This window comes from Verrucomicrobiota bacterium, from assembly GCA_038744685.1.
Taxonomy (GTDB): Bacteria; Verrucomicrobiota; Verrucomicrobiia; order Opitutales; family Puniceicoccaceae; genus Puniceicoccus.
In genome coordinates this window covers 111,866-125,426 of sequence record JBCDMB010000002.1, presented here as the reverse complement: position 1 = coordinate 125,426, position 13,561 = coordinate 111,866, and the positions used below count along the sequence as shown (strand labels likewise).

Genomic DNA, 13,561 nt, shown 5'->3' with positions numbered 1-13,561 from the left:
TTCTTATCGCGTCCTAGCTACTCAAAATAGAATGAACAGCTTGTTGTGCGGTTACTTGGGGTTCAGTGCACAAGGAAACCGGTATCGAGCTTTTCTTGCTTTGGGCTAGCGTTTCTGTAGAGGCGGAATTTTGAAAAATAGTTGACTATTTCGGTGAGAGTTGGACACTTTGCCGCAAGAATGCGAAAACGTTTTCGCTAAAAACCACAGTCTACCCCATACCACCATGAAACCCTCCAGTTGCATCCGCTGTTCTGCCGGCTTCTTAGCCTTGGTATCTCTAACGATAACCGCCCATTCGCAGACGTTTTTTAACGCCGACTTCTCCTACTCGTCGACGCCAGATTTCTCGAGCACCACAGACTTCTCCGACCTGAACGCAGGAATGACTGGTCTAGTGGGAACTTTCTCGGGCGCAACAAACAGCGCCGTTTTGAGTTTTGCTAGTGATGAAACGAATGCCCCACCGCAAGTAATCGATGCGCTAGGTGTGGACGACCAAATTGCAGCTACAGTATTGACAGCAAATCTTACCTCTGCCGCCGCTTTCGGTGGGGGTCTCCAAGCTTCTTTTTTCCTCGCTTCTCGTAGGGGAAATAATAATGCAGGCGACGACTACTCCATCGTTGGCTATGATGCCTTCGACAACGAAGCCTTTCATTTAGCGATTGGCACCGACAAAAACGGTGGAGGTCAGACTGAGCGCATTGGCGTCGTGACAGGCGGTGGAGCAACCACAACTTTCGATCTGACGACAGTATCCGGTGTTGACGCTATTGAAGATCTAGACGCCACAAACAGCGTGTTGGCCGGCGGTTTTATCACCCTCACGTTGAACACTGATGGGTATACGATTGGATTTTCTTCCGTCACTGGAGGACCGGTTGCGGATAGCATTGGGTACCTCACGGATACAATTGCGTACAACGGAGCTGCAACATCACTGTCTAGGATAGAGTTCCAGCTTGCAGGTGCTCCGGGTGGAAACAACGCTAACCGGTCCGGGATTTATTTAGACGATCTAAACGTTTCGATCATTCCTGAACCGTCAGGATTAGCTCTCGTCGGAGGGTTTTTATCATTCGGACTCGTCGCAGTCAGGAGGCGTCGCTGAGTCACTTGAACTCGAGAACTTGAAATCCCGTCTCTGCGAGGTGGCGGGATTTGTGTTTTACCCTTGCACAGATTTGTAATGAAGCCGCCGGTTTTTTCCGCCCTTCTTTCTACGGCTTTGCTCCTGGTGGTCTGCTCGAGGTTACCTGCCGAGACGCTGTTTTATGCAGATTTTGAGTATGCGTCTGGATCCCCGACGGTTGGAACAAACGCTGCAAATATTGGTAATGGTATGTCTGGTTTGGTCGGTAGCTTTTCGGGGAGCTTGCCGACCGCAGCGACCTCGGGAGGGGGTCAGGGGCAATTTCAGCCAGAGTTGATCGGGTTTGTTGAGGGTTCCGGTGATACTTCGCTGTTTCTTGATCGCCCGGACGAAAATCAACCAAACGCAACCGGAAGTTTTAGTGCGAATCTGAGTTCAGTGCGGAATCTTGACGGACTCGTCGTTTCTTTCGATCTGGCCACCCGCCGCGGAACGAATTCAGGTGATGGCTCCTACCGGATTGTTGGCTACGATAGCTCGGGCAACGAGTCTTTTCATCTCTTTGTGAGCGCCGACAAGCTGAACAACCCCGGTAGTCGAAACCGCATGGGTGTTGTCTACGACGGTGGGACTGGACCGGAATACGATCTGGTTACGGAGTTTGGGGGGACCGGTACGCCGTTGGATGACGACCTCTTTCAAACTGCGAATGTTGGAAGCCAAGCGGGAATCCAATTGACGCTTGGTGCCAGTAGTTACGCTTTGGATTTCGACGGTGCGTTTAACAGCAACAACCAGTTTACAGCAAGCTCGATTCCTTACAATGGAACCGCGTCCCAGCTCGCTCGAATCGAGTTTAGCTTTGAGGCCTCGACGGGCTACCAACTCGACAACATTCTAGTGACCAACACCAACCCTGGTCCCTTGCCAACCCCCGACAGCCCGATCAATTTGACGGTTCAGGCTACCGACGGTCAAGTTGTTCTGGACTGGGCTGACGACACTTCCGGGGCTCTTGATTTTTACTCGGTCTATCGGTCGGAGAGTTCTCCGGTCACCACTTTCGCTTCGGTTGTTGGAAGCCCCAGCGACAGCAGCTTCACGGATACGGGCGTGACCAACGGCACGACTTACTACTACGCGGTTCTCGCAACAGCAACGGATGGTAACTCGTCGGTTTTGAGTGAAGAAGTCGCCGCTACCCCCATGATAGCCGCACCGCCTACTTCGGAGCTTTTCCTTTCCGGTTTCAGCATCAACCCGTCGAGCGGTGATGGCGAAGTGACGATCCACGGGTCTGCAAACAAGATATATAAACTGGTAAACTCGGATAATCTGGATTTTGAAAGCCCAGACGAGGATCCGGTTCCATTCACCGGAGCGAGTCGCGGAGTGTTGGGAGAGTATTTGGATAAAATTTCTACAGACGGTCAGGGAGAAGCCACTGTTCAGTTCAATGTAGGTTCCAAAGATGCGACCTTTTTCCGGGCGGAGACTTCCGTGCCCTCGAAGCCAAACATCATTATCTTCTTCTCGGACGATCAGGATAAGGAGCATTTGGGGGCTTATGGCGACCAGAATGCGGACACACCGCACATCGACAGTTTGGCAACGGACGGACTCCTTTTTAACAGTTTTTACGTGGGATCCGCAGTCTGCTCTCCGAGCCGCTATAGTCTGCTTAGCGGTCGTCATGCCTCACGAAGTCTCAAGTATCAAGACGACGTTCCCGCCGGGACGCACAATAACGTGCAGTGGCAGCCAGGGCTCGATGGCGACCCAGTAATGCATTCCCTGCCGGGTGTCCTACAGGCGAATGGATACATGACCGGAATGGTCGGCAAGTGGCACAACACACCCAAGTCAATCCTACCTCATGCGATCGGGAACGGCAGCGATGAGATAGACAATCGCGCTGAACCTACGGACCTTGATTGGTTCACGGATACGGTGCCAAAGTTGGAGGCCAACTACGCTGCCATCGTAAATCGGATCAAGGAACAGGGGTTTGATTTTGCGGATGGGGTTTTCATCAGCAACGTGCTCGGAGATTGGCTTCCGAGGTATTTGGAAGTGCATTGTCAGGAGTTCATCACAAAGGCCGGGCTCGATTTTATCGACCAGAGTGTGGCTGCTGAGAAGCCCTTCTTCCTCTACATGGCGGCAACCGTTCCGCACAGCCCGAATCCGGGTGTGTCTCTTCAAAACGATGACTTTCGAACTCCAATAGGGGTCTTGCCAGAGCTGGAAGGGGTCCAACCTTCTCGCCAGAGTGTCTTGGACCGTGTCTCAAACAGCAGTGACCGCGGGTCTACCTGGTTCGATGACGGAGTGGGAGCTATTCTTGATAAGCTCGATCAGCTGAATATCGCCGAGAACACCTTGATCCTCTACATCAGCGATCATGGGTCGCAGCCAAGCAAAATGACCTCTTATGACGGAGGAGCCCGCGTCCCCGGAATCGCTCGCTGGCCGGCGGTAATCGAACCGGGACGGGTCTCTGACGCGTTGGCGACAAACTATGATGTCCCGGCTTTGGTTTATGATATCCTTGATCTGCAGATTGATCCGGCGGTGACGGTGGATGGGGTGAGCTTCCTCGCTGAGCTGATGGGAGAGGAATACGTGCGGGAGCACATCTTCCTCGAAATTGCGAGCGAGCGAGCGGTCGTTACCGATGACGGTTTCAAGTATATGGCGATTCGCTTCCCGCCCGATATCCAAGCGGATATCGACGCCAACGGAACGCTCTACGGCCACGATGCCACCTTGGTTCCGTTCGACGAGAACCGGGATGTTCGCTACAATGCGAGCAGCAATTACCCGCGCTACTTTGACCAGAATCAGCTCTATGATTTGAACAACGATCCCAGAGAGAGAACGAATCTCTATGACGATCCAGACTACGCCGACAAGCAGGCCGAGTTGCGGGCGATCCTGACTGAATACTGTCAGGGGCTTGAGCACATCTTTGGCGAATTCAAGACGGCCGAGGATTTTCAGCAGTAACAGGGTTTTTTACAAGTTTCCAAGAGCCACTCCCCATGTCCAGTCGATGCAGAAGTTTGAACAAGTGTAGGTTGGTCTCGACCTTCGGCTTACCTGCTTATCTCCCCGCGAAAATCAAGAGTCTTATTTATGGTTTCGCGATCTTGTTCGCTGTGATGCAGCTATCTGGACAGGTCTCTCTGGACTGGACAAATGGACAAGACAGTGACGGTAGCGGACCCTGGGCCATTGAAGTAACTAACAATGCTGGCAGTCCCGCGTATGGGACAGTAGTGGGTGGCGGGCAACCTGCATTGAGCGGAACCTTCACCAACGAAACGTCGGACGCCTTCACGATTACTTTGCAGGGCTTGGATACCAATTTTGACCCACTTGATTTTACGAGCGGCTCGGCAGCGCAGATCAGAGCGAATAGTACAGGTGCCGGCGTAACTACCGGTAATGGAAGCCTTCAGACCAACGAAGGGATTCTGATTACTTTTGACAGTCTTTCCGGTATGAGTGCGGCCAGCTCTTTGGAGCTTTCGGCAGTGGATGCGAATACTGCTTCCGACGTAGATATCTACCTGAACGAAACGCGGGTGAGTAGCACGGATTTGTTTGCGGGGATCACGATCAGTCCGAGTGACCAAATCGCCCTAGTCCATAATCTGACCACAGGTGGTAGCCGGTTGCTTAGCTTGACCTTCGACGTTATTCCTTCGGTAAATGCAAGCCCCCCATCCAATTTGAGAGCAACCGTTGTTGATTGGCAGGTTCAGCTCGACTGGGATGAAAACAATTCGGAGACCTTTGACTTCTTTACGATCTATCGCTCCACCTCCTCTCCGGTAACGACTGACGACGAGGTTCTAGCGGTGAAGTTCAATAGTGGGTATTTTGATGTCACCGCAGACAACAACACGACCTACTATTACGCAGTCACTGCTACAGGATTGAACGGCGTCGAAAGTGCTCTCAGCACTGAAGTTTCGGCCATGTTGGCGGAGCCGGGTCCTATCCAACAGTTGGATGCGAGTCAGGCGGCGAGCGTGGTGGGGTCTCCAGTTGTCCAGTGGACAGACCAATCGGGGAGCGGGAACAACGCTTCGGCGGCCGTAGGTAGCGTCTTTTATACTGGGTCGGGTTTTTTGGAGTCTGGCCTTGCAGGGATTGAGTTTGGCTCAGTCAGCAACAGTCTGGCGCTATTTTCATCGTCAGAATCAGATGCTTGGCTAGACCAATCCGCTAGTGCTGACGGATTTTGCGTTCTGATCGCCTTCAAGTGTAACCAGTTGGTTTCTGGTGGATTCAACGATCTTCTCGGAAACTCCACCAATGGTATTGCGGGGTTACAAATTGGCTACACGTCGAGCGGGCAGATTCAGGCATTCTTAGGAGGTCAGCAAATAGCAAGCACCGGTGATCAAAGAGTTCAGCCCGGTGATACGGTGGTGATCGCGCTCAACTACAATGCTGACACGCAAACCTACGAATTGTGGGAAACGAAGAACTTTGCCTCCGTGACAGGCTCGTTGAGTAGGCAGGATTTTTCGACAGCGAACGCGGTGACCCTTGGAAGCATTGATGTTAGCAGTCAATTTCTCAACGGAATCGTCGGCGAGGTGCGAATCTTTGACACTGCACTCGACGATGGGCTGTTTAGGAAGAATCGTGAGGCACTACTTCACCGGTGGGTCTCTCCGCCAAACATTATCATGATCCTGGGCGATGACATGGCTTGGTATGACACTCCGGTGCTGATGGATGATCGTATGCTGAACTCGGCGCAGTATATTATGCGTCGCCTCGAGGACCCCGAAAACCCCGGACAACTCTATCGTTGGAATATGCAGAGACTGGCGGATGAGGGCATGCTCTTTCGCAACGCCTATTCAGCCGCACCGCAGTGCACGCCGACCCGCGGAAGTTTGCAAACAGGCCAAACCACCGCACGCAATCGAGTCGGTGTCTTTCTCTCTGGAAGTAGCCGCTACTCGGAGTACGATGCGCGCAACTCCTTCAGCAATTACCCGGTAATTCCGAACGGCATCGAATTACCATTCCCGGATACCATGGTGACCATTCCGGAAGCGCTGAGCCCAATGGGGTATTACTGTGCCCACTACGGGAAATGGCATTTGAGTTCGGACCCTGCAGTCGAAGGTTACATCGAATCAGATGGGGATACGAATAATGACGAGGGTAAAACCTACGACTCCAACAACGAGCAAATTCCGGTAGACATCGAAAATCCGAAAGACATTAAAGGCATCACCGACCGGACAATTGAATTTTTGAATAACTACGCTGCAAACGGTAAGCCCGTCTACATCCAGCTTTCTCACTACGCGGTTCATAACCCGTGGGAGTGTTACCCGTCCTCGCGGGCACTTTTTCAGAACGACCCTGATATCCTTGCGAACAACAAGGGCGAAACGGATGTGACTCAGTTGAACCGGAAGCGGGATTACGCGGTCTTCTTTGGGATGCTTTATGATCTGGATCAGAGTATTGGTCGCATTCTGGATGAGATCGAGGCACTCGGCATGCTGAACAACACCTACATTGTTTTTAAATCCGACAATGGATACCGTCGTTTCAACGGCGACGAGGTAGGACAACCACATTACGGGGACAAATGGTTCCTCTGGCAGGGCGGCCTCCGCATCCCGATGTCGATTACCGGGCCGGGAATTCCTGGTGGTCAGATCTCAACCGCCAATGTAGTGACTTATGACCTGCTCCCCACCTTTTATGATTGGGCTGGAGGCGACCCTCAAGATTTGGCGAATATCGATGGGGTAAGTTTGGAAGGCTTGCTGGAGGGTGAGACCCCCTGGGACGCATTTTTGGATCGCTCTCTCTACTTCCATTACCCGCACTACCGGAGTTCGATGCCGATGTCTGCTATCGTGAAGGGCAAGTATAAACTGGCACACAGCTGGGACGGGACGATTCGGACAGACATTTCGATGGAGAACCCGAATATGCTCTTCGATCTTTCCAAGGATCCCGGCGAGTTTAACAACATCAACACGAGTCCAGGTGACAATGAAACGGCAAGTCTCTTGTGGGCAGATCTCGACAGCTATCTGTCCAGCGTGAGTGCGTGGCGTCCGCTGAATAACGAACAGGCATTTCTGGCGGATGGTGGAGCGAGTTTTTCGAGTAACAGTGACAAAGACAAATTTCCACCATTTGAAGGGAGTCGCGGCAGTGGGAGCTCACCCGTGGACGACTGGTTTGAATCTTGGGGGGTAAATCTAGGAGGTGACGAGGAGGACTACGACTTGGATGGAGTGTTCAACCTGCTCGAATACGCACTGGGTCGTAATCCTACCTTCGCAGAATCTCCCGGTGAAGGTGCGCCAATTTTTGAAATCAGGGATGGTGAGTGGCTGTTCAGTTTCGCTCAGCGAGCGCAGGAGGGGGGACTCGACTACACCGTTTGGACGTCCGTTGATTTAACGAATTGGACCCAATTGACTGACGAAAATCTGCAGATTAGTCGTAGCGGTAGTGATTTTGATTGGGTTGAAGCTGTGCTACCAGACCAAAGTAGAGTCTTCGTGCGACTCGAGGTCAGTAGGTAACCTTCGATCAATGATCTGTCGTTCTTCAGCGTTTTTGTAGTCGCTGAAGAACCGAAGAACCAGCGAAAATGAGTCCTTTTGGCGAAGTAATTCAGTGGCAAAATAAGTTGACATCGGATAATGATAAAACGATTCTTCGTGGGTCGGAAATTTGTTAATTTCGAGATAAGCAAGATACCCCTATGTTCAATTCCTCCAAGATCCTCCGTATTGTTTCTGTAATCAGCGCAGTTTTTTCGTTTGGGACCGTTTCTCAGGCACAGGTTGTTGTGGATGCCCAATCGGGTAATAATTCCAACCCTGCATTCACCCTTGGTTTTTCTTCGATCGACGGAGTGACAGTCGCGCAGCGAACCATTTTCGAAGGAGGCAGTTTTACTGCTCCTTCGGACGGTGATTTGATTCAATGGAACATTCTCGCTCAACTTGGATGGGACGATTCCGCGGCCTTGCTCGCGGCTGACCCTAGTGCATACATTTCCGGACTAACCTCCGGCGGAAATGTCCACAATCAGGGCGGGATTGGACTTGGGAATGCAAACGGCAACAATGAAATCGACGGGGCAGACGAAATCCTCTTGTTCACCTTTACAACAGTTTCGCTGGGTGTGGGCGGCGTTTTGGAGTTCTCGGATATGCTGCTTACCGACACTAGTGGTTCAAATAACAACTTCCAGTTTGATATATTCCACTATGATGCCTCAGAAAATTCTCTCGCCCAGACTGTCGTCGGGGGTGCCGGCGCAGGGAGTGGAACGTCCGGGTTTATCGCAAATATTGAAGTAGGCGACCAAGTGATCGTCGGTCCAGGGGACCTTGCAAATAGCGACTTTAGAATAGCGAATTGGTCCTTGGATATCGTTCCGGAGCCATCTTCCTACGGCTTCATAATGAGTGGTCTCGCACTCGCCTTCGTGTTTTTACGCCGCAGACGGTAGCGCAGTCATCCTAGCCTGAACGGTTACGGTTGGAGGCTGTCTTCGAGACGGTTCGGGTTATTCCAAGTGCACCGTCCCTCTACCGTTTTGTCATTTCGGCGTCTTCAATGATTCGTTTCCTGCCAGCACTTTTTCTTTTCTGTGTCGTGGCTACCTTTAAGCCATCGAGTGCTTCCACGGTTCTGAGTGATCCGGATGCCACGCCGGAGACGATTGTGCTTTACGAAAACCTCCGAGAGGCGGCGAAAGACCATCTTCTTTACGGTCAATATCGGGCCTACACGTTCGGAAAGCATACGCAGCCGGAAGAGCATCGTGAGAAAGAGCCAAGGTTTGATCAGACTGACGCCGGCGCTCTCGTTGGCGCGCACCCGGCGGTCGTTGAGTTTGGTCTCCATAAACCCGAATATTACGACTATTGGAAAAAACTGGCGCCCGAACTGCACCGGCGCGGCGTGATCATCAGCCTCAGCTCACACTCACGGAATCCAGACCTCGAGATCCCTTACAACGACTCCCACAAAGACAACCGGGGTGATCCGGTGACCAAGGTCCTCGACCGTAGCAGTGCTGACCACCAGGCCTACATGGAGGTGCTGAGAAGCTATGGTGAATTCATCCGTGATTTGCGTGACGATGAAGGTAAACCCATCCCGGTTCTTTTGCGCCTTTACCACGAACATACGGGTGGCTGGTTCTGGTGGGGGAGTCGAACCTGCACTCCCGAGCAGTTCAATGAGCTTTGGAAGATGACGATTGACTTCTTCCGTGACGAAATGGACCTGCACAACCTGATTCTGGTCATCTCGCCGGACAAACCGTTCACTAAGGAAAAGTATCTTTCACGTCTTCCCGATCTCGAATACGTTGATATCATGGGGATGGATGCCTACATGGGTGATCCTGAACAGTTTTTACTCTGCGCTCGAAACACCGTGGAGTTGGCCCGCGAACACAATAAGATCCCGGCCATCACAGAATTCGGCTTTCGCAGGGGGTTTAGCCAGCAAACGGATCCCCAGTTCTACACAAAGATGTTCTTGGAAAACATTCAGGAGGATCCGGTGGCTAATGAAATGGCTTTCGCGTTGACTTGGTTCGGTCGGAAACCGGAGGGGAGTGAAGAGCCGGTCAATTGGACTGCTTACGATGATGAGCCAACCACGATGCACATTTACCCGGACTTCGTGAAATTTCGAAATGACCCGTGGACGGTTTTCGAAGGCGACTTGCCAAATCTTTACCAGTAGCGAGAGCATCATTGACGGTGGATATTGCCGACTGCCAGTGCCACGGTAGTTCACCTTGAACCCGCCCGTATCCATAGTCTCGATCACTTCCAACAGAAAGTGAACCAAATTGTCTTCGGGCAGCCAGTCCCTCAGAGCCGCCCTTCGACAAGCTTAGGACTGGAGAGGGCAACCGCACTGGCGTATTGCGGCTTGTGCCGCGCCGTAGCAAACGAAAACATCTGTCAAGGCGAAGGCTGGACTTCGCTCACAGACCTTGCTGACATCTGCAAACACTCAACCATCCTCTTGGACTTTGCCACGCCAAAGTCGAATAATAGCAGCCTGTCTCCGGAACTTCTTCGATCTGCCGCAACCCTAAGACGCTATCTTCGTCCGTGAAGATCACGTAGACGCTCAGTCCGACAGGCTGCTAGGGACGCACCCATTGCCGATAGGTTCCCGGTTCGTGCCAACTTCTCCAGTTCTCGGGAGCCGGAACACCATTGACGGGATCCTGCCGGTCTGGAGGAATGCGTGCGATTCCTTCAGCCATTTCGTGCCATTTGGCGACCATTTCTTCAGTCCGCTTGGGATATTCTGCTGCAAGATCGACTTGTTCGGTTCGATCCTCCTCTAGATTATAAAGTTCCCAGTCGTGATGGTAGAGACTCACAATCTTCCAGTCGCCCTGCCTCAGCGCCCGACAATTCGCAAACTCAAAGAAGAGTTGCTCGTGCGGCTCGCGGGTTTTGCCTTCGAAGAAGGGAACAAGCGTTTTGCCCTGAAGCGGCTGAATACCCTCTTCTTCCGGATATTCAGCTCCGGAAACTTCAAGCACAGTGGCCATAACATCGATTAAATGGGATGGTTCAGTTTCGAAGGTCCCCGGTTTCTGAATACCAGTCGGCCAATGAACAATGAAAGGTGTTGAAATTCCACCCTCGTGCTGGGTCTGCTTGTAGTGTTTGAACGGGGTATTACCCACGGTGGCCCAACTACCGCTGTAGCAAAGGTGCGAGCCGCCCTCCCAAGCGGCCTTGTCCATCCTTTTGGTCCGATCAAACGGGCAGGCTCCATTATCGGAAAGCAGCATGATCAGGGTGTCTTCATAAACACCCTTCTGCTTTAGAAAATCAACGAGCCGACCCATGTTTTGATCGAGGCTGTCTACCATGGCCGCATAGACGGCCATCCGGAAGCTTTCGAAGTCCCGTTGTTCGTCCGAGAGACTTTCCCACCGCGGCACGTGGTTTGGAAGCGGCGGCAACCTCATTTCGTCCGGGAACAGGCCGATCGCCTTCTGCTTGGCGAATCGGCTGTTCCGAATGGCTTCCCATCCGGAGTCATAACGCCCCAGATATTTCAGAATGTCTTCCTTTCTTGCCTGTAGCGGATAATGCGGAGCATTGAAGGCGAGGTAGTGGAAAAAGGGTTTCCCCGAATCAATCGATTCCCCGAGAAACTCCAAACTAAAGTCGACCATTGCGTCGGTCGCGTAGAAGTCCTCGTCGAATTCCGTCCATTTCTCACGCCCATGGCGGAAGGTTTCGTTTCCGCGGAAAAAGTCGGTTGCACCGGAAAGATGGCCCCAGTAGCGCTCGAAACCGAAATCCAGCGGATTGCCGTCCAGATGCCACTTTCCGCTCATGCTCGTTGTGTAGCCGGCGCTAGCCGTCACTTCAGCGAGGGTGGTGCCTCGGCTCAGGCTACGGCTGCCCGCTTGCTCACAATACAGTCCGGTTAGAAGACTTACCCGTGATGAATGGCATTTCGATGTGTTGTAGAACTGAGTGAAGCGCAGGCCATTTTCTGCGAGTTTGTCGATATTCGGAGTTTCTATCTCGCTGCCATAGCATCCAAAATCCGCGTAGCCGAGATCATCAACCATGATCACGAGTATGTTCGGGCGCAGTTCTGCGCGTGCATCGATGACGAGGAGTCCGAAAAGGGTGCTTAGAGCAAAGGAGAAGAGTTGCCGGGGTTTCATGGGACGCAGCGATTGGGAAGAGGAAAGGATGCTGGATATCGATAATCCTTCCAACCCAGTTATTCCAGTTTTTCGGGGCAGCAGACAAGTCTGATCGACTCTCTGGGCTGGACTCTCGTGGTTTATTAGACTTAGTTTTCGAGAGTCGAAGGAAGAAAGAAACGTGTAGTCCCCAAGACGCAGCTTGTGCTGCAGAATACTCGAAGAATGCCCCCAAAACTTCAAATCCCGCGAACGTCGGAAATCTTGAATAAAGGTTTATTCATTTGGATTGCATGTGCAGTCATGGTGATTGTTTCGCCTCTTTTGGTTCCTCATCCGATTCAAGCGCAGTCTCAGTCGGAGCCTTCTGCTCCTCCCAATGTGCTTTTCCTTATTGTTGATGATCTGAACACTTGGTTGCTCGAGGACGCAGATCGCTACTCGGGGAGGGTAGTTGCGCCAAATATCAAGGGACTGGCCGAAAGCGGCGTGAATTTCGTTTCAGCGTACACAGCATCGCCGGTTTGCACGCCCTCTCGAACGGCGGTTCTCTCGGGAATCGCACCGTGGCGTTCGGGAATCTACAACAACGGCTATCCAACGGATGCCAGCCTAGTGATTCGTGACTCGATATCGCTCCCAGGATTGTTTCGACAGGCAGGTTACTACACAGCCGGTTCTGGAAAAGTCTCACATGGCTACAAGATTCCCAAGAGTGACTGGGATGACTTTTTCAATCAGTTTAAAGATCCCAAGCCGCCAAACGTGCCATTGAATGGATGGGCGGCCGACAAGACAGGTAGGGTCCTCACTGCGGACTGGGGTCCTTACCACTTGCCCAAGGAGGAGATCAACGACTGGAAATTTGCGGATTTCGCGATCGAGCAACTCCAGAAAGAACATACACAGCCGTTTTTCATCACTTGCGGAATCTTCCGCCCTCATAATCCGTGGTATGTGCCACAGGAATACCTCGACCTCTACCCGCTCGATGAAATCGTGATTCCCGAGATTCTTGAGAGTGATCTCGAAGATGTAGCTCCCAAGGCGCAGAGGCTTGTGCAAAGAATGTCTTTCCTGCCGGAGATTCGTGAGCGCGGTCTTCACAAAGAAGGGATTCAGGCCTACCTGGCGGCCACAACGTTTGCGGATGAGCAAATTGGACGTGTGCTGGACGGACTGGAGGCAAGTCCCTACCGCGACAACACGATTGTCGTCTTGTGGAGTGACCACGGTTGGCATTTGGGAGAAAAGCTCCATTGGAAGAAGGCGACCCTCTGGGAGGAGTCGACCCATTCGTTGCTCATGATCCGGGTGCCAGGCCTGACTTCCGCTGGACAAGTCTCCGAGCAATTCGTGTCTCTTTTGGACATTTACCCGACTCTGACCGAGCTGGCGGGCGTCGAGCCTCCGGAAGGACAACTCGATGGCACCTCGCTCGTCCCCTTGCTTCGAAATCCAGCGGAACCGACTCCATCCCGGGCCATATCCGCCTTCGATTCCGACATCTCGATTCGAACCGAAAGGTATCGATACATTCGGTATTCAACGGGGTTTGAAGAGTTCTACGATTGTGTGAGAGATCCTTACGAGTGGACGAACCAAATCGACAATCCCGAATACAAAGAAGCGATTGAAGAACTGAGGAAGAGGGTGCCGTCCCCAAGTGAAATGGCTCCGGAAGCAGGAAAGAAAAAAGGACGGTCTCAAACCTGATTGCGCACAGAGGGTAGCATCACCTG

7 protein-coding genes are annotated in these 13,561 nt (G+C 52.3%); 6 read left to right on the top strand and 1 reads right to left on the bottom strand.

Annotated elements, in window-relative coordinates:
- Positions 1–226: 226 nt before the first annotated feature.
- The 5 genes from AAGJ81_01945 (at position 227) to AAGJ81_01925 (ending at position 9,868) form a co-directional block, all read left to right on the top strand.
- Positions 227–1,114 (top strand): hypothetical protein, encoded by an 888-nt coding sequence (locus AAGJ81_01945; protein MEM0964899.1) that lies wholly within the window; start codon positions 227–229, stop codon positions 1,112–1,114.
- Between the two features lie 78 nt (positions 1,115–1,192).
- On the top strand, positions 1,193–4,105 hold the full coding sequence (locus AAGJ81_01940) for a sulfatase-like hydrolase/transferase (protein ID MEM0964898.1): 2,913 nt from the start codon (positions 1,193–1,195) through the stop codon (positions 4,103–4,105).
- 155 nt (positions 4,106–4,260) lie between these two features.
- Positions 4,261–7,680, top strand: coding sequence for a sulfatase-like hydrolase/transferase (locus tag AAGJ81_01935; protein MEM0964897.1), 3,420 nt, complete (start codon positions 4,261–4,263; stop codon positions 7,678–7,680).
- Between the two features lie 182 nt (positions 7,681–7,862).
- Positions 7,863–8,618, top strand: a complete 756-nt coding sequence (locus AAGJ81_01930; protein MEM0964896.1) for a PEP-CTERM sorting domain-containing protein — start codon at positions 7,863–7,865, stop codon at positions 8,616–8,618.
- A gap of 107 nt (positions 8,619–8,725) precedes the next feature.
- Positions 8,726–9,868: a glycosyl hydrolase gene (locus tag AAGJ81_01925; GenBank protein ID MEM0964895.1), complete on the top strand. Its 1,143-nt coding sequence runs from the start codon at positions 8,726–8,728 to the stop codon at positions 9,866–9,868.
- A 412-nt stretch (positions 9,869–10,280) separates the two neighbouring features.
- Here the strand turns inward: AAGJ81_01925 and AAGJ81_01920 are convergent, their stop codons facing one another.
- Positions 10,281–11,837, bottom strand: a complete 1,557-nt coding sequence (locus AAGJ81_01920; protein ID MEM0964894.1) for an arylsulfatase — start codon at positions 11,835–11,837, stop codon at positions 10,281–10,283.
- Positions 11,838–12,044: 207 nt separating this feature from the next.
- Between AAGJ81_01920 and AAGJ81_01915 the strand changes: the two genes are divergently transcribed.
- The gene (locus tag AAGJ81_01915; GenBank protein MEM0964893.1) at positions 12,045–13,535 is read left to right on the top strand and encodes a sulfatase; all 1,491 of its coding nucleotides are present in this window, start codon (positions 12,045–12,047) and stop codon (positions 13,533–13,535) included.
- Positions 13,536–13,561: the final 26 nt, after the last annotated feature.